This window comes from Rathayibacter sp. VKM Ac-2856, from assembly GCF_013205055.1.
Lineage (GTDB): Bacteria > Actinomycetota > Actinomycetes > Actinomycetales > Microbacteriaceae > Rathayibacter.
On the sequence record NZ_JABMLF010000003.1, the window covers coordinates 57,269 to 76,714 of the forward strand.

Here is a 19,446-nt window from a genome sequence, read left to right on the forward strand (position 1 = left end):
GCTATGCCCGAGGCGGCGCGACGGCCGGTCGTGTCGCCCGCGTCTGTGGACACTCGGCGGGGAACCGATGCTGTGGAGGGCGGTGCCGGGGGCGCAGCCCAGCGAGGAGATCCTCTTCTCGCTCCGCGAGTTCGTCACCGAGGCGCTGCGCAGCGACGAGGGCTGACGCCAGACTGAGGGCATGGCCCGACGCGACAGGCACCGCCCCCGAGACGTCACCGAGCGCAGCGGCACCGCGCCCGGCCCGCTGCGCTCCTCCCCCGCCGCGGTGGATCCGTCGGTCGACGTCGTGATCGTCGGCGCCGGTCACAACGGGCTGGTCGCGGCGGCCTACCTCGCGCAGGCCGGACTCGACGTGCTCGTCCTCGAGCGCGGCGCGCACGCTGGCGGCGCTACCGCCTCCGAGTACCCGTTCCGCGGCGTCGAGGCGCGGCTCAGCCGCTACTCCTATCTCGTCAGCCTGCTGCCGCCGTCGATCCTCGCCGATCTGCGCGTGGACGTGCCGCTGCTCCGGCGGCGCTACTCCTCGTACACGCCCGACCCCGCCGATCCGACCCGCGGGCTGCTGGTCGACACCGGCGACGCCGCGGCGACCGCGGACTCGTTCGCGCGGATGGGCGCCCCGGAGGACGCGGAGTCGTTCGCCGGCTTCTCGGAGCTCACCTCGCGGCTGGCGCGCGCCCTCTGGCCGACGCTCACCCAGCCGATGCTGCGCCGCTCGGAGGCGCGTCGCCTGGTCGGCGAGGACGAGCTGTGGCGCTCCGTGTTCGAGCAGCCGATCGGCGAGCTGGTCGAGCGGAGCGTCGCCGGAGACGCGGCGCGAGGCGTCCTGCTCACCGACGCGCTGATCGGCACCTTCGCGGGAGCGGGCGACGCCGACCTCGCGCAGAACCGCTGCCTGCTCTACCACGTGATCGGCGGCGGCACCGGCGACTGGGACGTCCCGGTCGGCGGGATGGGCTCCGTCTCGGGGGCGCTGGAGCGGGCCGCCCGGAACGCCGGCGCGCGGATCCTGACCGGCGCCGAGGTGACGGGCATCGACCCCGACGGCGACGTCGTCTATCGCCGTGGCCCGCGCAGCCGCCGCGTGCGCGCGCGGTTCGTGCTCTCGAACGTCGCCCCCTTCGTCCTCGACCGGCTGCTGGGCGGCCAGGGCGGAGCCGTCCGCCCCGAGGGCGCCCAGGTGAAGGTGAACCTGGTGCTGCGCCGCCTTCCGCGCCTGCGCGACGAGAGCGTCGACCCGGCGGCGGCCTTCGGCGGCACCTTCCACGTGAACGAGGGCTACGAGCAGCTCGAGGACGCCTACCGGGCGGCCGGGCAGGGGCGCCTGCCCTCGCCGCTGCCCTGCGAGATCTACTGCCACTCGCTGACCGATCCGACGATCCTCTCGCCGGAGCTGGCCGCGAGCGGCGCGCAGACCCTCACCGTCTTCGCCCTGCACACCCCCGACCGGCTGCTGACCGGCGACGGCGCCCCGACTCGCGCCGAGCTCGAGGCCGCGGTCCTCGACTCGATCGACTCGGTGCTCGCCGAGCCGATCCGCGATCTGCTGCTCGCCGACGCCGACGGGAACCCCTGCATCGAGACGCGGACGACGCGCGACCTCGAGGAGAGCCTCGGTCTGCCCGGCGGCCACATCTTCCACGGGCCGCTGGCGTGGCCCTTCGCCGAGGACGACGAGCCGCTGGACACGCCCGCCCAGCGCTGGGGAGTGGCGACCGAGCACCCGCGCGTGCTGCTCTGCGGAGCGGGCGCGCGCCGGGGCGGCGGGGTCTCCGGGCTCGGCGGCCACAATGCGGCGATGGCGGTGCTGGAGGCGATCGGGGCCTGACGGTTCGTCGCCGTCAATGGAAGCGGTGGTCCTGGATGGTCATCCGCGGGCCGTGCCGGGGCTTCCTGGCGCCGCTCGTCCCGATCAGGCGGATGATCCGCTGCCGGTGGCCGCGCCACGGCTCGAGCAGCTCGAGCATCCCGTCGTCGTCGACGCCGAGCCGGCCCGTCAGCGCGAATCCGACCGCCGCGGCGAGGTGGTAGTCGCCGACGCTCACCGCGTCCGGGTCGCCGTGGGCGCGCATCATCACCTCGGACGCCGTCCACGGCCCGATGCCGGGCACCGACTGCAGCCGCTGCGCGACGACCTCGCCGCCGCGGCCGAGCGCCAGCGTGCGCTCGAGGCCCTTCGCGACCAGCGCGGCCGTCAGCACCGTGCGCGAGCGCCGCGGATCGACGCCCGCCCGGTGCCAGTCCCAGGAAGGGACCCGGCGCCACTGCTCCGCCGACGGCGCCACGTGCAGCGGCACCGGCCCGGGAGCCGGCTCGCCGTGCAGCCGCACCAGCGCGCGGTAGGCGCGCCACGCCTCCGTGCTGGTCACTTTCTGCTCGAGGATCGACGGCGCCAGCATCTCGAAGACGAGGTTCGCCCGGGTCAGGCGCAGCCCGGCCGAGCGGCGCAGCACCTCGGCGAGCGGACCGTGCGAGGACAGATCGAGCCCGCTCCAGTCGTCACCGTGCCCGAGCAGCTCCGGCACGTGGTCGATCAGCCACTCGGCGCCCTCGCCCCAGGCCCGCGCGTGCACGGCGCCGTCGGCCGCCTGGCGCAGGTGCAGAGTGCCCGGGCCGAGCGGAGTGCGGAACGCGCGCCAGAATCCGGACGCGTCGATCAGCATCGTCGGGTCTCCCGAGCCGCGCAGCAGCGTGCGCAGGGTGAGCGCGAGGCTCACCGGCACGGCGGGCGCGTAGACCGTGGCCAGGAACGGCACGGGAGCGGGGAGGGCGGACGACACGCTGCGATGGTAGCCGCGGCCGCCGACACCCGCCGTGACCCGCCGATCCGCGCCCTGATCAGGGGTCCCGCAGAACTCCCATCCACGACGTGTTCGGAGCGCTGCCCGCCCCGGATTGGTTCAAACGGCCAGAACACATGCGCAATTCCGATCCGCCGATTCCGCTGGTCAGCGATGCGCTTCGGGGCGTAGCTTCGCGCTGTCGCGGCAGTGTTCGACCGCCCGGCCAACCGCCTATCACTGGAGATGCGCACATGTTCGACACGACATTCATCCGCAACGCGATCGTCAGGAGCTCGGAGACCGCTCTCGACCGTCGCCGCTTCTTCGAGGCCACCGGCGTCGCCGGACTCGGCATCGGAGCGGCGGCTCTGGCCTCCGCGCCCGCCGCCTCGGCCGAAGAGGTCGCGGCCGAGGGCCCCGGCGACGCCGCGGTCCTCAACTTCGCGCTCAACCTCGAGTACCTCGAGGCCGAGTTCTACCTCCGCGCCGTCACCGGCTCGGGCCTCGCGAGCAGCGACACCGGCGGCACCGGCAAGCTCGGCGGCGTCAAGGGCGGCCGCGCCGTCCCGTTCAAGACCCCGTGGCTGAAGTCCTTCGCCCGCGAGGTCGCCAACGACGAGAAGGCGCACGTCAAGTTCCTGCGCGCCCAGCTCGGCGGCGCCGCCGTCGCGCGTCCCTCGATCGACCTCGAGGCCAGCTTCAACGCCGCGGCGACCGCGGCCGGCCTCATCCCCGCGGGCGGCACCTTCGACCCGTTCCTCAACGAGCAGAACTTCCTGCTCGGCGCCTTCGTCTTCGAGGACGTCGGAGTCACCGCCTACAAGGGCGCGGCCCCCCTCATCGAGTCGAAGCTCTACCTGGAGGCGGCCGCCGGCATCCTCGCGGTGGAGGCCTACCACGCCGGTGCCATCCGCTCGGCGATCTACGGTGCCGGCCTCGACGTGCAGGCGGGCAAGCTGTCCGACGCCCGCGACAGCCTCGACGGTCCCACCGACCTCGACCAGGGTGTCAAGGTCGGCGGCGCGGCCAACATCCAGCCCACCGACGCCAACGGCATCGCGTTCAGCCGCAGCCCCGGCCAGGTCCTCAACATCGTGTACCTGAACCCCGGCCCGGTCGTCAAGGGCGGGTTCTTCCCCGCCGGCGTCAACGGTGCGGTGAACACCGCCTCCAACGGCGGCGTCTGACCCCACGACGATGAAGGGCCCTTCCTCGAGGCGGCGAGGAGGGGCCCTTCGTCGTCCCCGCTCGAACGCACCCGCGGGCGGACCTGCCCGAACGGGTGCCTCGAGCGCTCCCGGGAGTCCTCTACTCTGAGCGGGTGAAGATCGGGATCCTGACCTCCGGAGGCGACTGCCCCGGGCTGAACGCCGTCATCCGCGGTGCCGTGTACAAGGGCATCAAGGTGTACGACCAAGAATTCGTGGGCTTCCGCAACGGGTGGCGCGGTGTGGTCGACGGCGACCTCCTCCCCCTCGGGCGGCCCGAGATCCAGGGCATCGCCAAGCAGGGCGGCACCATCCTCGGCACCAGCCGGACGAACCCCTTCGAGGGCGACAACGGCGGCCCCGAGAAGATCGCCGAGATGATGGACCGCAACGGCATCGACTCGATCATCGCGATCGGCGGCGAGGGCACCCTGGCCGCGGCGAAGCGCCTCACCGACGCGGGCCTCAAGATCGTCGGCGTCCCCAAGACCATCGACAACGACCTCGGCGCCACCGACTACACCTTCGGCTTCGACACCGCCGTCGGCATCGCGACCGACGCCATGGACCGCCTGCGCACCACCGGCGACTCGCACGGCCGCTGCATGGTCGCCGAGGTCATGGGCCGCCACGTCGGCTGGATCGCGCTGCACTCCGGCATGGCCGCCGGCGCGCACGTCATCCTCATCCCCGAGAAGAAGACCTCGATCGAGCAGATCGTCGAGTGGGTGCGGAGCGCCCAGGACCGCGGGCGCGCGCCGCTCGTCGTCGTCGCCGAGGGCTTCTCGCTCGACTCGATGGACGACGCGCACTCCGAGCGCGGCCTCGACGCCTTCGGCCGTCCGCGGCTGGGCGGCATCGGCGAGATGCTCGCCCCGATGATCGAGGACCGCACGGGCATCGAGACCCGCGCCACCACCCTCGGCCACATCCAGCGCGGCGGCACGCCGAGCGCCTTCGACCGCGTCCTCGCCACCCGCCTCGGCATGGCCGCCGCGGACTCCGTCGTCGCCGAGCACTGGGGCCGCATGGTCGCCCTGCGCGGCACCGACATCTACCACGTCGACTTCGCCGAGGCGCTGGGCACCCTGAAGACGGTGCCCGACTCCCGCTACGAGGAGGCGCGCACCCTCTTCGGATAGCGCAGTTCTTCACTCCATCTTCACTCTGTGGCAAGATTCACTATGGAGTGAAAGTGGGTCCAGGGTGAATGTCGTCATCTGCCTTCCCGCGTCTTTGTCCGGCAGATTCGAGGCGTCAGAACGACCAGTCGGCGTCTCCGTCCTCTTCGAGGGCGAGGGGGCGTGGATCGAAGCCGATGGTCATCGCCGTCCGGTCTGGGTGCTGGAACGTGCGTCGCGCCTGCCCTCCCACCTCTCCCGGGCGGTACCGGACGGATGGACAGGTCTGATCGTCGGGCGCGGAATTCCGGCCGACGAGCGTGACGAGCTGGAGCGCTCGCAGCTGAGCTGGTGGGACCTCGAGGGAGGGCTGCATCTGGATCTCGAGGGCCGACGGATCGATCGCGAGTCGACTCCGCCGCGCACGAGGGGGTCCTCGGCGACTGGACGGAGTTCTGAACGCGGGTTGGGCCCGGTCGGACGACGAGCAGCGCAGCTCCTGCTGACAGAACCCACTCCGAGTGTGTGGAGCGTGACCCGGCTCGCCGAACGCGCCAGGATCTCCGCCGGCCAAGCCCACAACGTCCTCGCCCTCCTCGAGAGGGACGGGGTGCTGGAGGCCGTCGGCCGCGGAGCTTCCAAGCGGCGCGTTCTGAGCAGGAAGGACCCGCTCCTCGGCCGACTGCGCATCTCGGAGTCCCTGCTTCGACCGCCGTCCGGACTTTTCGCGCATCTTTACAGCCACAACGACCGGGAGGTCACGCAGAAGCTGGCCACTGCTGCCGCGAGCGCCGGCGTGGACTACGCCGTGACCTCGACGATGGGTTCGCGACTCTGGGGTGTTCCTGTGACGACGACGGACATCGTCCGGGTGCGTGTGGCCGCAGACGACCTCCTGAGGGTCGCGATTCTGCTCGATGTCGAGGACCTTCCCTCACGTGACGGTGCGAATCTCGAACTCTGGACGGACACGGGCCTCGTGGGGACGGCTGCGTCGGTCGACATCGAAGGGGTCCGAGTGGCGCCGGCTGCGCGCGTCTGGCTCGACCTCTTGCGCCAGGGCGGTCGCTATGCCGATGCCGCCGACCTTCTGTGGGAGCAGCTCCGTGACTGACTCCGACGGGACACAGGTGGACGCCTACAGCCGGGAGACGACCGACGTGCGATCAGCGAGGCGGCCGATGTCATCCGCGCCGCCGGTTTCGCGAGCGCTCACCTCGTCGTGATCGGCGGTCTGGTCCCCTCCTTCCTCGTCCCGGTCCTGGAGGAGGGAGCAGACCCGCATATCGGGACCGCCGACATCGACCTCTGCGTCAGCCTGGCCTTCGTCGACGGAGAGACGGAGGAGTACGACCGCCTGGAGCGTGTCCTCCTCGACCGAGGCTTCTCCGTCTCCGATGCATCGTTCCGCTGGGTCCGAGGGACGCATCCCCGCGTGACACTGGAGTTCTTCTGCCCCGCCGGTCCGGGCCGTCCTGCCGGTGCCGCTCACCGTCCACGAGCAGCGGACAACCCCGTCGCCAAGCACAACATGGGCGCGCGCCTCTCAGCGCTGGCTCTCGACGCAGGCGACGTGTTGATCGACGACGCCGAGACGATCGAACGCCGCGTCGTCCTTCCCGAGGGGCGCGGAACGATCGACATCGCCCTCCGCGTGACCGGCCCGCTCGGATTCCTGGTCGCCAAGAGCGCCGCTCTTCAGAATCGGGACAAGCCGAAGGACGCGTACGACATCGTCTGGCTCCTCGAGAGCTGGCCGGGCGGCCCCGCGGCCGCCGCCGTGGCCTGGGGCGAGCGAGCCGCCTACACCGCCGAGGTCGAAGTCCTGGTGCGACGACTCGGGCAGCAGTTCGAGAGCACGGGATCAGTCGGAGCGGTGAGCTATTCCAGATTCGTCTCTTCTCCGCCGCCACTCGCGACACGCCAGGCGGTCGGCGCCGTCCGCGAGTTCCTGAGAGCGCTTCGACAGGCCGGGTGAAGCGGATCTCGATACGCCCTCTGCGAGGGCTACTCGATCAGCATGTGCGCCCAGAGGCACTCCACGCCGAGCGGGATGACCGGCCAGCGGCCCTGCATGCCGGTCGAGCAGCCACGCAGCGGCGCATCGAGACCCGCCGTCGTCAGCCCTTCGCGCCGTCCGGCGTCGCCGTCGCGACGAGCACCGCGCGCGCCAGCGTGTGGAAGTGCACGTTGAAGCCGAGGATCGCCGGCGTCGACTCCGGATCCAGCTCGAGCTGCTCGACGTCGAGGGCGTGCACGGCGAAGAAGTAGCGGTGCTCGCGGTCCGGCGGCGCCGCTCCGATGAACTGGCGCAGCCGCATCTCGTTGGGCAGCGTCTGCGCGCCCGCGGGCAGCAGCTCGAAGCCGGCCGCTCCCGCGCCGGTGGGCAGCTCGGTCGTGTCGGCGGGCAGGTTGTAGACCGCCCAGTGCCAGAAGCCCGAGCCGGTGGGCGCATCGGGGTCGAACACCGTCACCGCGAAGCTCTTCGTCTCCGCGGGCGCTCCCGACCAGCGCAGCTGCGGCGAGACGTCCTCGCCGCCCGAGCCCTCGCCGTAGTGGCGGGGAGCCAGCGGTGCGCCGTCGCTGATGTCGTCGCTCTCGAGGGTGAAGGTCGCCACCTCGCCGAGGCGGGCGTAGGGGTCGTAGTTCCAGTCGGACATCCGGTTCTCCGTTCGGGCGCTCGGGGTGCGCGCCAGCTCCCAGCCTAGGAACCGTGCGCGCCGCGTCGAGGGCTTGCGCGCTCAGGAACCGAGGTAGCGCCCCGGCCGGTGGTTGAAGGCGAGCACGAGGTTGAGCACCACGACCCCCGCCGCCGAGATGAGCACGTTCAGCGGCGGCACGACGAGCAGCGCCGCCACGACGACGCAGGCGTCGAGCGCCATCATCACGTAGCCGGCCCGCCAGCCCAGCCGCTCCTGGGCCAGGAGGGCGAGGATGCTGAAGCCGCCCAGGCTCGAGCCGTGCCGGAAGAGGATCAGCAGGCCGATCCCCGCGAGCACGTCGCCGGTGAGCACCCCGTAGACGGGCTCGATGCGGATCGTCCCGAACGCGAGCGGATGCAGGCCCGCCAGCAGCGAGACCAGCACGATCGAGAACATCGTCCGCAGGGTGAAGCGCCAGCCCTTCTTCCAGAGCGAGAGCGCCAGGAACGGCAGGTTGACCACGACGAGGATCACGCCGAACGGGATCGGCGCCGCGTAGCCCAGCAGCAGCGCCAGCCCCGCCGTGCCGCCGGTGACCGCCTCGCTCGCCCGCAGCAGGAACAGCCCGAGCGAGACGATGAACGCGCCGGTCACGAGTCCGAAGACGTCCTCGACGCGGCTGTGCGGGACGGGCAGGCTCTGCGGAGCGGAGAGGGGGGCGTCGGTCACCCGGAGATGCTGCCACACCCGCGTTTCGGGAGCGTGTCGTCCGCCCCGGCCGCGCCCTCGTAGGATGTGCCGGTGCTGCCGAAGATCCTGCTGTTCTACCGCTTCGTGCCGCTCGCCGACCCCGAGTCCGTGCGGCTGTGGCAGCGCGAGCTCTGCGAGCACCTCGGCCTGCGCGGGCGCGTCCTGCTCTCCGCGGACGGCGTCAACGGCACCCTCGGCGGTGAGATGGGCGCGCTCAAGCGCTGGGTCCGCCGCACCCGCGAGCACTCCGCCTTCCGCGGTCTCGAGGTGAAGTGGAGCGACGGCACCGCCCTGGACGAGGAGGGCCGGAGCGTCGATTTCCCCGGGCTGTCGGTGAAGGTGCGCGAGGAGATCGTGTCGTTCGGGGCGCCCGAGGAGCTGCGCGTGGACGCGACGGGCGTCGTCGGCACCGGCGTCCGGCTGGACCCGGACGAGGTCGACGCGCTCGTCGCCGAGCGGGAGGACGTGGTGTTCTTCGACGGCCGGAACGCCTTCGAGGCCGAGATCGGCCGCTTCGACGGCGCGGTCGTGCCCGGCGTCGCCAGCACCCGCGAGTTCGTCGAGCAGCTCGACTCCGGCGCCTACGACCACCTCAAGGACCGGCCGGTCGTCACCTACTGCACGGGCGGGATCCGCTGCGAGGTGCTCTCGAGCCTGATGCTCGCGCGCGGCTTCGGCGAGGTGTACCAGCTCGACGGCGGGGTCGTGCGCTACCAGGAGGCCCGCCGCGACACCGGCCTCTGGCGCGGCGCGCTCTACGTGTTCGACGGCCGCGGCTCCCTGACCTTCTCCCCCGGCGCCGAGGTGATCGGCCGCTGCCGCGTCTGCGCCGAGCCGACGAGCCGGATGCGCAACTGCACCGATCCCGCCTGCCGCGAGCAGCTGGTCGTCTGCGACGACTGCGGCACCGCGGCCTGCGCGGCGCACGGCACCCTCCCCGCCGCGGGGCCTACGGTGCTCGGATGAGCATCGAAGCGCGCGGCCGCATCCTCGTCGACCTCCACACCGCCCCCGAGCTGCTGAGCGTGGTGAACGTGTGGGACGTGATCTCGGCGACCACGATCGCCGCGCTGCCCGGGACCCGGGCGCTCGCGACGGCCAGCCACTCCATCGCCGCGACCTTCGGCTACGAGGACGGCGAGAGGATCCCGCTCGACCTGCACCTGGGCATGATCGAGCGGATCGTCGCCGCGGTCGACGTCCCCGTCTCGGCCGACCTCGAGGCCGGCTACGGCGACGCGGGCGAGACGATCCGCCGGGCCATCGAGGTCGGCGTGGTCGGCGCGAACCTGGAGGACCAGGCGAAGCCGCTGCCCGAGGCGCTGCGCGCGGTCGAGAAGGCGGTCGCCGCGGCCGAGGAGGAGGCCGTGCCCTTCGCCCTCAACGCCCGCACCGACGTGTTCCTCCGCGCGGGCGACCGCGACCGCGGCGAGGTGCTCGCCGACGCGATCGAGCGCGGTCGCGCCTACCTCGACGCGGGGGCGACCTGCTTCTTCGTCCCGGGCCTCCTGCAGGACGCGGAGCTCGAGGCCCTCGTGGCCGCCCTCGGCCTCCAGCGGGTCAGCGTTATCGGCGTCCCCGGCTCGCAGTCCCCCGCCCGCTTCGAGGAGCTCGGCCTCGCCCGCGTCTCCTACGGCCCGTGGACGCAGCGCGTCGCACTGACCGCCCTGCAGGATGCGGCATCGGCCCTGTACTCGGGCGGCGCGCTGCCCGAGTACACCCGGCCGCTGAACTGATCGCGCGCCCGGGCGCGCCCCGCGTGCCCGGGCGTAGCGTGGGCTCATGTTCCGAGCCGTCGTCGTCGAGCAGCACTCCTCCTCCGACTCCCAGACCCCGAATCGCGCGCGACTGACCGAGCGGGACGATCCCGACCGCTCGCACGGGGACGTGACGCTCGCCGTCGAGTACTCGAGCGTCAACTACAAGGACGCCCTCGCTCTCGCCGGCCGTCCCGGCGTGGTGCGGCGCACCCCGCTGATCGCGGGCATCGACGTCGTCGGCACGGTCGAGTACGCCGACGGCGCCGCGGCCGAGCGCTTCGACTCCGGCGACCGCGTGGTGCTCAACGGCGCCGGTCTCGGCGAGCGCTTCGACGGCGGCCTCACGGAGCGCGCCCGGGTCGACTCGGCCTCGCTGCTGCGGATCCCCGGCGCGATCTCCTCGGCCCGGGCCGGCGCGATCGGCACCGCCGGCTTCACCGCGATGCTGGCCGTGCTCGCGCTCGAGCGCCGCGGCGTGCGGCCGGGCGACGGACCGGTGCTCGTCACCGGCGCCTCGGGCGGTGTCGGCTCGATCGCCGTCGCCGTGCTGTCGGCGCTCGGCCACGAGGTCGTCGCGTCGACCGGGCGTGCGGACGAGCACGGCGACCTGCTCCGCCGCCTCGGCGCGGCCGACGTCCTCGACCGGGCCGAGCTGTCCGAGGAGGGGAAGCCGCTGCAGTCCGAGCGCTGGGCCGGCGCGGTCGACTCGGCCGGCTCGCACACCCTCGCGAACGCGCTCGCGCAGACCCGCTGGGGCGGCACCGTCGCCGCGTGCGGTCTCGCCCAGGGCGGCGACCTGCCCGCGAGCGTGATGCCGTTCATCCTCCGCGGAGTGACGCTGGCGGGCATCAACTCGGTGGAGGCGCCGCGGAAGCTGCGCGAGGAGGCCTGGCGCCGGCTCGCGCACGACCTCGACCTCGACCTGCTCGACGGCCTGACGACGACCGTCCCGCTCGCGGGCGCGATCGACGCGGGTGCCGATCTGCTCGCCGGGCGCGCGCACGGGCGCACGCTGGTCGACGTGCGGGGCTGACGCCCGGGGAGCCTCGGGGGGGCGGGCTACTCGGCGGCCTCGGTCGCGCCGCTCGGCTCAGCGGAGGCGCGGCCGGCGGAGGCGTCGGGGCGGGGCTTCGAGGCGGCCGGCTTCTTCGGAGCCTGCTTCTTCGCGGCGGGCTTCGGGGCGGCGGGCTCGTCGGGGGCAGGCTTGTCGGCTGCGGGCTCGTCGGCGACGGGCTTCTCGGCGCCGGGCTTCTCAGCGACAGGCTTCTTCGCGGGCGACTTCTTCGGAGCGGGCTTCTTCGCGGCGGGCTCCTCCGCGGGCTTCTCCGCCTGCGCCGCGGCCAGGCGCTCAGCGGCCTGCTCGGCGACCGCCGGCACGACGACGAGATCGTCGGTCTCGATCACCGGGATGGCGGCGGTCGCGGTGCCCAGCTGCAGCGCGGCGATCAGCTCCGGCGCGTGCTTCGTGCTGACGATCAGGCGCGAGTACTCCTCGCCGACCAGGTCGATCACCACCGCCGCGGCCGTGCGCTTGATCAGCAGGAAATCCTTGCCGCCGTGGAACTTCCAGGTCCCCGCCGCGATCGTGAGCGGGACCGCGGTCCCCGGCGCGCGGATCCCGCGCACCCAGATCCACGGATCCTCGGTGACCGTCGCCGAGCGGATGCTCGCGCGATCGACGACGACGTCGCCGCGGTGCAGGGCGAGCACCCGTTCGGCGCGGGTCAGGCGGAGTTCGAGGCGGTCGGGGAGCACGGTCACGACGGGCATGCCCCTAGTCTGCCCCGACCATCGCACTCGGCGCCCGGGGTCGCGGTGGCAGCATGGAGGGATGGTCGGCGATCAGGACGAGCGGCGCCTCCTCGACACCCGCCTCGCCGAGCGGCAGGCCGAGGCGAGGCGCGAGGCGCAGCGGCTCGAGGAGTCCCTCCGCGAGCTGCTCCTCGACCGCGCCGACGGCACCGCCGACGATGAGCACGACCCGGAGGGCACCCCGCTCTCGGCCGAGTGGTCGCGGATAGCCGGAGTGCGCGACGCCCTCGCCCGCACCGAGCACGACCTCGCCGCCGCCCGCGCCCGCCTCGCCTCCGGCGACTACGGCGACTGCGCCAACTGCGGCCGCCCGATCGGCGCCGCCCGCCTGGAGGCCCGCCCCACCGCCGACCTCTGCATCACCTGCGCCCGCGCCGCCGAGTCTCGCCGCCGGTGACGACGACGCGCGCCGAGGCCGTGCACTCCCGCGCACCCTGAAGGCCCCCACAGGCCAAGGCGTGCAGAAACCCGGGTGCTCCTGCGAGAGTTCACATGCGGTCGTACCCCCGATGGGTGGTCCCGCTCCCCCTCCCCCCTTTCTGCCGCCTCCTCGAAAGGCCTCCTCCGCATGACCGAGACGTCGACCGACCGCGCGACCGGCGCCCCTCCGGCCCCCGACCGCCGCGCCTGGCGCTCCCTCGTGGTCCTCCTGGCGGGCATGTTCATCGCCCTGCTCGACACCACCATCGTCAACGTCGCCCTGCCGACGATCCGCACCACCCTCGACGCCTCCGAGTCCACGCTCTCCTGGATCATCTCCGGCTACGCGCTCGCGTTCGGCCTCGCGCTCATCCCCGCGGGCCGCCTCGGCGACCGGTTCGGGCACAAGTGGGTCTTCGTCAGCGGCGTCGCGCTCTTCACCGTCGCGAGCTTCGCCTGCGGTCTGGCCGCGGACGACGTGCAGCTCGTCGTCGCGCGCGTGGTGCAGGGCCTCGCGGGCGGCGTCTTCGTGCCCGCGGTCAACGCCTACATCCAGCTCCTCTTCCGCGGCCCGGCCCGCGGCAAGGCCTTCGCCATCATGGGCGCCGTGCTCGGCGTCTCGTCGGCGCTCGGCCCGATCATCGGCGGGCTGATCATCCAGGCCTTCGGCGACGAGAACGGCTGGCGCCTGGTCTTCTGGGTCAACCTGCCGATCGGCGTCGCGACCCTGATCGCCGCCGCGCTGCTGCTCCCGACCCGCCGCGAGCTCGGCGCGGAGGACCGCGCCCCGAGCGGCGGCGTGGACTGGCTCGGCCTGATCCTCGTCTCCGGCGGACTCGTCGCCCTGCTCGTGCCGCTCATCCAGGGCGAGGACGAGGGCTGGCCGCTGTGGACCTTCCTCTCGATCGCGGGCGGCGTCATCCTGCTCGCCGCGTTCGGCGCCTGGGAGGTGGCGTACACCCGCCGCGGCCGCGCGCCGCTCGTCCCGCCGACCCTGTTCCGCCACCCGGCCTTCACCGGCGGCGTCATCCTGGCGCTGGTCTACTTCGCGGCGTTCACGAGCATCTTCTTCACCATCTCGCTGCTCTGGCAGTCGGGCCTCGGCCACACCGCGCTCGAGTCCGGTCTGGTGTCGATCCCCTTCGCGATCGGCAGCATCGTCAGCGCCTCGCAGAGCAACCGCCTCACCGCCAAGCTCGGCCGCAACGTCCTGGTGCTCGGCAGCGGACTGCTCGCCGTCGGCCTCGTCTGGGTGTGGCTGGTGCTGCTGACCGCGACGCCCGACTCGATCACGAACTGGCAGCTGCTCGCGCCGCTGTTCATCGCCGGCGTCGGCAACGGCTTCTTCATCGCGCCGAACGTGCAGTTCATCGTCTCCACGGTCGACCCGCAGGACGCGGGCGCGGCCAGCGGCGTCATCTCGGCGATCCAGCGGATCGGCTCGGCCGTCGGCATCGCCGCGATCGGCAGCGTCCTCTTCGGCGGACTCGTGATCTCCGGCCCGGACACCGTCGCGTCGGGCTTCCTCGACGCCGCCGCTCCGGCCATGCTCGTCAGCGCACTGATGGCGATCGCGGCGTTCGCGCTGGTGTTCGTGCTGCCGAAGTCGGTGTCGCGCCGGGGCTGACCCCCGGCGCGACCGCCGCCGCTACGGGCGCGCTGCCGCTGCGGCCTTCGCGGCGGCCGGCAGCGCGTCGACGATCCGGCCGATCGCCGCGTCGTCGTGAGCGGCCGAGACGAACCACGCCTCGAACACCGACGGCGGCAGCGAGACGCCCGCGTCGAGCATCGCGTGGAAGAAGGCCGGGTAGCGGAACGACTCCTGCGCCTGGACCTGGGCGTAGTCGCGCACCGGCCCGCCGATGTCGGTGAACATGAAGCTGAAGAGGCTGCCCGCGCTCTGCACCGTGTGCACGACGCCCTCGGCCGAGAGCGCGGCCGAGACCTCGCGCTGCAGCGTCAGGGCGGTGCGGTCGAGCGAGGCGTAGACGGCCTCGTCGGCCAGCTGGAGGGTGCGGATGCCCGCGGCCACGGCGACCGGATTCCCCGACAGCGTGCCCGCCTGGTACACCGGGCCGAGCGGCGCGAGGTGGTCCATCACGTCCGCGCGCCCGCCGAGCGCCGCGACGGGCATGCCGCCGCCGATGACCTTGCCGAAGGTGTAGAGGTCGGCGACGTAGGGCGCCTCCGCTCCCGCGTTCTCGAGACCCCACCAGCCGCCGGCGCTGACGCGGAAGCCGGTGAGCACCTCGTCCATGATCAGCAGCGAGCCGTTGGTGTGCACGAGCTCGGCGAGCGCCGCGTTGAAGCCCGGCGCGGGCGGCACGACGCCCATGTTCGCGGCGGCCGCCTCGGTGATCACCGCGGCGATCTCGGAGCCGCGCTCGGCGAGGACGGCGCGCACCGCGTCGAGGTCGTTGTAGGGCAGCACGATCGTCTGCGCCGCCGTCGCCGCCGTCACGCCGGCCGAGGCGGGCAGCGCCAGCGTCGCGAGTCCGGAGCCCGCGTCCGCGAGCAGCCCGTCGGAGTGGCCGTGGTAGTGGCCGGAGAACTTGATCAGCAGGTCGCGGCCGGTGACCCCGCGGGCCAGCCGGATCGCGGTCATCGTCGCCTCGGTGCCCGTCGAGACCAGGCGCAGCTTCTCGATCGGCGAGACGCCGCCGGCCGTGATCCGCGCCTCCACCAGCTCGGCCAGCTCGGTCTCGGCCGGGGTCGACGCGCCGAAGGAGAGTCCGCGCGCCGCGGCCGACTGCACCGCCGCGACGACCTCGGGGTGGGCGTGGCCGAGCACGGCCGGGCCCCAGGAGCAGACCAGGTCGACGTACTCGCGGCCGTCGGCGTCGGTGATGTACGGACCGGTCGCCGACACCATGAACCTCGGGGTGCCGCCGACGGAGCGGAAGGCCCGGACCGGCGAGTTCACGCCGCCGGGGATCGCGTGCCGGGCACGCTCGTACAGGGTGTCGTTCGCGGTGGGAGTCACCCGACCACGATACGGCGCGCGCCTCAGCGGACGCCGGACGCGGCCGGCCGCTACCTCGTGACCGCCGCTACCTCAGCAGGTCGTTCGCCAGCTCGACCGCCCAGTAGGTGAGCACGGCGTCGGCGCCGGCGCGGACGATGCCGGTGACCGACTCCACGATCGCGGCCTCGCGGTTGATCCAGCCATTGGCCGCGGCGGCCTCGATCATCGCGTACTCGCCCGACACCTGGTACGCCCAGACGGGCACGTCCGAGACGGCGGCGACGTCGGAGAGCACGTCGAGGTAGGACATCGCCGGCTTCACCATCACGACATCCGCGCCCTCGGCGAGATCGAGCGTCGCCTCGCGGAGCCCCTCGCGGCGGTTCGCGGGGTCCTGCTGGTAGGTTCGCCGGTCGCCCTCGAGCGTGGACTGCACGGCCTCGCGGAACGGGCCGTAGAAGCTGGAGGCGTACTTGGCCGAGTAGGCGAGGATCGCGGTGTCGAGGTGCCCGGCGCCGTCGAGGGCAGCGCGGATCGCGCCGACCTGGCCGTCCATCATCCCGGACAGCCCGAGCAGGTGCGAGCCGGCCTCGGCCTGCGCGAGCGCCATCTGCTCGTAGCGCAGAAGCGTCGCGTCGTTGTCGACCCGGCCGCGCTCGTCGAGCACGCCGCAGTGGCCGTGGTCGGTGAACTCGTCGAGGCAGAGGTCCGTCTGCACGACGAGCGCGTCGCCGACCTCCTCCACCACGGCGCGCGTGGCGGCGTTCAGCACGCCGTCCGGATCGGTGGCCCCGGAGCCGACCGCGTCACGGGTGGTGGGCACGCCGAAGAGCATGACGCCCCCGAGTCCGGCCTCCGCCGCCTCGGTCACCGCGCGCCGGACGCTGTCGAGCGACTGGTGCGACACCCCCGGCATCGAGCCGATCGGCTGGGGCTCTGTGATCCCCTCGGCGACGAAGAGGGGGAGGACGAGCTGGGCGGGATGGACGCGCGTCTCCTGCACGAGCCGGCGCAGAGCCGGGGTGGTGCGGAGTCGCCGCGGGCGGATCGCGGTCATGCCTCCAGCCTAAGCCGGTCCCGCCGGGAGCCCCCCGCCCGCAGAACATCAGCTCCTCCCCAGGGCCTGCAGGCGCTTCGTTTTCCACAGATCGACGCCCGGCACACCACCCGGACCGGACGGCCGCCAGGGTCGGCTCGTGACTGACCTCGGCTCCCTCCTCGCTGCGGGCGGCGGTTTCGCTCCCGCGAGCGCCCTTCGCGCCGCCGGCATCGACCGGACGACCCTCGAGCGCGCACTCTCCGCGGGGGACGTGGTCCGGGTCCGGCGCGGCTGGTACGCACTCGCCGGTGTCCCCGAGATCGAGCTCGCAGCAGTGCGCGCCGGCGGCGTGCTGACCTGCGTCTCTCTGCTGCACGCGCTCGGACTCTGGACCACCGAGCGACCGGGCCTGCACATCACGCTGGGCGACTCCTCCGTCCACTCCGTTCGCCCCGGGGCCGTCGGACACTGGCGGCGATGGCCCGGACAGGGGCGGCGCTCGTTCTCCCAGGACGGGATCGGGTCCGCGATCTTGAATCTCATCACCTGCATCGGCGAGGACGACGCGATCGTGACCATCGACTCCGCTCTCAACTCCGGTCTGCTGGACGCGGATGAGCTGCCTGCTCTTCGCGCACTCGCGCCCGCAGGGAAGCGGAACCTCTTCGCACGAGTGGACGGCCGGAGTCAGTCGGGTCTCGAGACGAAGACGCGCCTGAGCATGCGCCGCCGCAACGTGCTCGTCCGGCCGCAGGTGCTCATTCCCCGCGTGGGCCGAGTCGACGAGGTGATCGGCGACCGGATGGTCCTCGAGACCGACGGCTACCGCTACCACTCCAGCGTCGAGCAGTTCCATGAGGACCCCCGTCGCGACCTCGAGCTCGCCCGCCAGGAGTACCTCTGCATCCGTCTCGACAACCATCAGATCATGGACGACTGGCCCCGGACCGAGGCGGCTCTCTTCACGATGATCGGCCGGAACGAGCACCTGTGGACCGCCGCGCAGCGCCGTCGCCGAGGACTCGAACGAGGATGAGCGGCCCTGTCGATGGAGTGCGTCCGCACAACGTCAGCTGAGAAGGGGGTCCCTCCTCTGTCAGCCGAGGCCCACCCGTCTCAGCTGATGTTGTGCGGCGCAGCCGCCGGTCAGCGGGTCGCGCGCTCCGCGGCGACGGCGGCGACCGCGTCGATCAGGGAGGAGGCGGAGCGCTCGTCGGCCACGACGTCGACGCGCAGGCCGAAGGCGCGGGCGTCCTTCGCGGTCTGCGGGCCGATCGCGGCGACGAGCGTGGACTCCGGCACCGGGCCGAGCTGCCTCTGCACCTGCTCCGCGACGCTCCCCGAGGTGACCAGGATGGCGTGGACGGCGCCGCTGGCGACGTCGGCGACGACCCGGTCCTCCACCTGCACTCCGACGGTGCGGTAGGCGACCACCGAGCGCACGTCGTGGCCGATGCGCTTCAGGCCCTCGGTGAGCAGCGGCTTCGCGATCTCGGAGCGCAGGGTGAGCACGCGCAGCGGGTGCTGCCCGCCCGTCGCCTGCTCCCACTCGGCGAGCAGGCCCTTCGCGGAGTTGTCCTCGGAGGGGACGAGGTCGACGGAGTAGCCGGCCGCGACGAGCGCCGCGGCGGTCGTCTCGCCCACGGCGGCGACCTTCGTGCCCGCGGGCACGGTCGTCCGCAGCAGCGACAGCACGTCGACCGTGGTCGCGCTCGTCACCGTCATCCAGTCGAAGGCGCCGGCCTCGAGGTCGGCGAGGGCCTGCTCGAGGGCGGGGAAGTCATCGGTGGGCGCGAAGTTGATCATCGGAGCGACGACGGGCGACGCTCCCTTCGCGCGGAGGGCACCGGCGACGCCGTCGCCCCACGGACCTCCGCGGGGGACGAGGACACGCCAGCCCTGCAACGGCTTCTCCCACTGGGAGTAGGCGGCGGGCACGATCACGAAGAGGCTCCCAGAGGTGCGAGTTGGGCGGCACCCGCACCGAGAAGCGCGTCAGCGAGCAGAGAGCCGCAACGGAACGCGGCTTCGACGACGGGCAGTTCGCGACCACCATACTGCGGATCCGCCAGGTGTCGAGCACCGGCGACCGAACCGTTATCGATCGGCTCCGCCACCTCCCGAGAGAGGGACGCCGAGCCGTCGACCGCGAACACCACGCCGCGGGTCACGACGCTGTCGCCCTCGACCGATGCGCTGGCGCCGATCGGCGCGGCGCAGCCCGCCTCGAGCACGGCCAGCAGCGCGCGCTCCGCGGTGATCGCCGCGCGGGTCGGGGCGTGCTCGACGGCCGCGAGCGCGGCCCGCAACTCCTCGGACGGCTCCTCGTCGCGGACCTCGATCGCGAGCGCACCCTGACCGGGCGCGTGCGGCGAGACGTCGAAGTCGAGCACCTCGGTGATCGCGTCGGTCCGGCCGAGGCGGCGGAGCCCCGACAGCGCCAGCACGATAGCGTCGAGCGGCGACGCGCTCCCCGCGGACACGCGGCCGAGCCGGGTGTCGATGTTCCCGCGGATGTCGACGATCTCGAGGTCGGGACGCGCGGCGAGCAGCGCGGCCCGCCGCCGCGGCGAGCCCGTGCCGACCCGAGCCCCGTGGGGCAGGGTCGCCAGGGTCGCCCCGTCGCGGGCGCAGAGCGCGTCGCGCGGATCCTCGCGCTCCGGCACCGCGCCGAGGACGAGGCCCTCGACCGGCGCCGTCGGCAGGTCCTTCAGCGAGTGCACGATCGCGTCGCAGCGGCCGGCCAGCAGGGCGTCGCGCAGAGCGCTGACGAAGACCCCGGTGCCGCCGAGGGACGCGAGCGAGCCGCGCATCCGGTCGCCGTCGGACTCGATGCGCACCAGCTCGACGGGCACGCCCGCGGCCCGGGACATCAGATCCGCCGTCATCCGGGTCTGCGCCACCGCGAGCGCGCTCGCGCGGGTGCCGACTCGGATGCTCACG

At 73.1% G+C, this 19,446-nt stretch carries 19 protein-coding genes; 11 read left to right on the forward strand and 8 right to left on the reverse strand.

Annotated features, from left to right (window positions below):
* Nucleotides 1-181 precede the first annotated feature (181 nt).
* On the forward strand, nucleotides 182-1,831 hold the full coding sequence (locus HQQ82_RS10765) for an NAD(P)/FAD-dependent oxidoreductase (RefSeq protein WP_173233079.1): 1,650 nt from the start codon (nucleotides 182-184) through the stop codon (nucleotides 1,829-1,831).
* 13 nt (nucleotides 1,832-1,844) lie between these two features.
* On the opposite strand, the gene HQQ82_RS10770 is transcribed toward HQQ82_RS10765, so the two are convergent.
* Complete coding sequence (locus HQQ82_RS10770) at nucleotides 1,845-2,783, reverse strand: DNA-3-methyladenine glycosylase (protein WP_367947940.1); 939 nt, start codon at nucleotides 2,781-2,783, stop codon at nucleotides 1,845-1,847.
* A gap of 254 nt (nucleotides 2,784-3,037) precedes the next feature.
* Here HQQ82_RS10770 and HQQ82_RS10775 point away from each other — a divergent pair, with 254 nt between their 5' ends.
* From HQQ82_RS10775 to HQQ82_RS10790, 4 genes are all read left to right on the forward strand, one after another.
* Nucleotides 3,038-3,973: a ferritin-like domain-containing protein gene (locus tag HQQ82_RS10775; protein ID WP_173233080.1), complete on the forward strand. Its 936-nt coding sequence runs from the start codon at nucleotides 3,038-3,040 to the stop codon at nucleotides 3,971-3,973.
* A 134-nt stretch (nucleotides 3,974-4,107) separates the two neighbouring features.
* Nucleotides 4,108-5,136, forward strand: a complete 1,029-nt coding sequence (locus tag HQQ82_RS10780; RefSeq protein ID WP_173233081.1) for a 6-phosphofructokinase — start codon at nucleotides 4,108-4,110, stop codon at nucleotides 5,134-5,136.
* Between the two features lie 64 nt (nucleotides 5,137-5,200).
* Entirely contained in the window at nucleotides 5,201-6,229 is a 1,029-nt protein-coding gene (locus tag HQQ82_RS10785; RefSeq protein WP_173233082.1) for a hypothetical protein, read from the forward strand.
* A gap of 108 nt (nucleotides 6,230-6,337) precedes the next feature.
* On the forward strand, nucleotides 6,338-7,093 hold the full coding sequence (locus HQQ82_RS10790) for a hypothetical protein (RefSeq protein WP_173233083.1): 756 nt from the start codon (nucleotides 6,338-6,340) through the stop codon (nucleotides 7,091-7,093).
* Between the two features lie 142 nt (nucleotides 7,094-7,235).
* Here HQQ82_RS10790 and HQQ82_RS10795 read toward each other — a convergent pair whose 3' ends face one another.
* Nucleotides 7,236-7,775, reverse strand: coding sequence for a YbhB/YbcL family Raf kinase inhibitor-like protein (locus HQQ82_RS10795; RefSeq protein WP_173233084.1), 540 nt, complete (start codon nucleotides 7,773-7,775; stop codon nucleotides 7,236-7,238).
* A gap of 81 nt (nucleotides 7,776-7,856) precedes the next feature.
* On the reverse strand, nucleotides 7,857-8,486 hold the full coding sequence (locus HQQ82_RS10800) for a YitT family protein (protein WP_367947939.1): 630 nt from the start codon (nucleotides 8,484-8,486) through the stop codon (nucleotides 7,857-7,859).
* Nucleotides 8,487-8,558: 72 nt separating this feature from the next.
* Here HQQ82_RS10800 and HQQ82_RS10805 point away from each other — a divergent pair, with 72 nt between their 5' ends.
* Genes HQQ82_RS10805 through HQQ82_RS10815 form a run of 3 tightly spaced genes read left to right on the forward strand, consistent with a single transcriptional unit; the run spans nucleotide 8,559 to nucleotide 11,300 of the window.
* A complete protein-coding gene (locus tag HQQ82_RS10805) occupies nucleotides 8,559-9,473 on the forward strand; it encodes a rhodanese-related sulfurtransferase (RefSeq protein ID WP_173233086.1) in 915 nt (304 codons plus the stop codon).
* Nucleotides 9,470-10,243, forward strand: coding sequence for an isocitrate lyase/phosphoenolpyruvate mutase family protein (locus HQQ82_RS10810; RefSeq protein WP_173233087.1), 774 nt, complete (start codon nucleotides 9,470-9,472; stop codon nucleotides 10,241-10,243). The genes HQQ82_RS10805 and HQQ82_RS10810 overlap by 4 nt, the downstream gene beginning before the upstream one ends.
* Nucleotides 10,244-10,289: 46 nt before the next feature.
* The gene (locus tag HQQ82_RS10815; protein WP_173233088.1) at nucleotides 10,290-11,300 is read left to right on the forward strand and encodes an MDR family oxidoreductase; all 1,011 of its coding nucleotides are present in this window, start codon (nucleotides 10,290-10,292) and stop codon (nucleotides 11,298-11,300) included.
* Nucleotides 11,301-11,326: 26 nt separating this feature from the next.
* On the opposite strand, the gene HQQ82_RS19975 is transcribed toward HQQ82_RS10815, so the two are convergent.
* The gene (locus tag HQQ82_RS19975; RefSeq protein WP_254071443.1) at nucleotides 11,327-12,037 is read right to left on the reverse strand and encodes a hypothetical protein; all 711 of its coding nucleotides are present in this window, start codon (nucleotides 12,035-12,037) and stop codon (nucleotides 11,327-11,329) included.
* Between the two features lie 61 nt (nucleotides 12,038-12,098).
* Here HQQ82_RS19975 and HQQ82_RS10825 point away from each other — a divergent pair, with 61 nt between their 5' ends.
* Together HQQ82_RS10825 and HQQ82_RS10830 are read left to right on the forward strand one after the other, a co-directional pair.
* Nucleotides 12,099-12,476, forward strand: a complete 378-nt coding sequence (locus tag HQQ82_RS10825; RefSeq protein ID WP_254071442.1) for a TraR/DksA C4-type zinc finger protein — start codon at nucleotides 12,099-12,101, stop codon at nucleotides 12,474-12,476.
* A gap of 171 nt (nucleotides 12,477-12,647) precedes the next feature.
* Nucleotides 12,648-14,126 carry an MFS transporter gene (locus HQQ82_RS10830; protein ID WP_173233090.1) on the forward strand — a complete coding sequence of 493 codons (1,479 nt, stop codon included), beginning with the start codon at nucleotides 12,648-12,650 and terminating at the stop codon, nucleotides 14,124-14,126.
* Between the two features lie 21 nt (nucleotides 14,127-14,147).
* Here HQQ82_RS10830 and hemL read toward each other — a convergent pair whose 3' ends face one another.
* Both hemL and hemB read right to left on the reverse strand, forming a co-directional pair.
* The gene (gene hemL, locus HQQ82_RS10835) at nucleotides 14,148-15,482 is read right to left on the reverse strand and encodes a glutamate-1-semialdehyde 2,1-aminomutase (protein WP_173233091.1); all 1,335 of its coding nucleotides are present in this window, start codon (nucleotides 15,480-15,482) and stop codon (nucleotides 14,148-14,150) included.
* 67 nt (nucleotides 15,483-15,549) lie between these two features.
* Complete coding sequence (hemB, locus tag HQQ82_RS10840; protein ID WP_173233092.1) at nucleotides 15,550-16,521, reverse strand: porphobilinogen synthase; 972 nt, start codon at nucleotides 16,519-16,521, stop codon at nucleotides 15,550-15,552.
* A gap of 139 nt (nucleotides 16,522-16,660) precedes the next feature.
* On the opposite strand from hemB, the gene HQQ82_RS10845 reads away from it, so the two are divergent.
* Nucleotides 16,661-17,539, forward strand: a complete 879-nt coding sequence (locus HQQ82_RS10845) for a type IV toxin-antitoxin system AbiEi family antitoxin domain-containing protein (protein ID WP_173233093.1) — start codon at nucleotides 16,661-16,663, stop codon at nucleotides 17,537-17,539.
* Nucleotides 17,540-17,649: 110 nt separating this feature from the next.
* On the opposite strand, the gene HQQ82_RS10850 is transcribed toward HQQ82_RS10845, so the two are convergent.
* Both HQQ82_RS10850 and hemC read right to left on the reverse strand, forming a co-directional pair.
* The gene (locus HQQ82_RS10850; protein ID WP_173233822.1) at nucleotides 17,650-18,444 is read right to left on the reverse strand and encodes a uroporphyrinogen-III synthase; all 795 of its coding nucleotides are present in this window, start codon (nucleotides 18,442-18,444) and stop codon (nucleotides 17,650-17,652) included.
* A complete protein-coding gene (hemC, locus tag HQQ82_RS10855) occupies nucleotides 18,444-19,445 on the reverse strand; it encodes a hydroxymethylbilane synthase (RefSeq protein ID WP_173233094.1) in 1,002 nt (333 codons plus the stop codon). Before hemC ends, HQQ82_RS10850 begins: the two co-directional genes overlap by 1 nt.
* Nucleotide 19,446 lies beyond the last annotated feature (1 nt).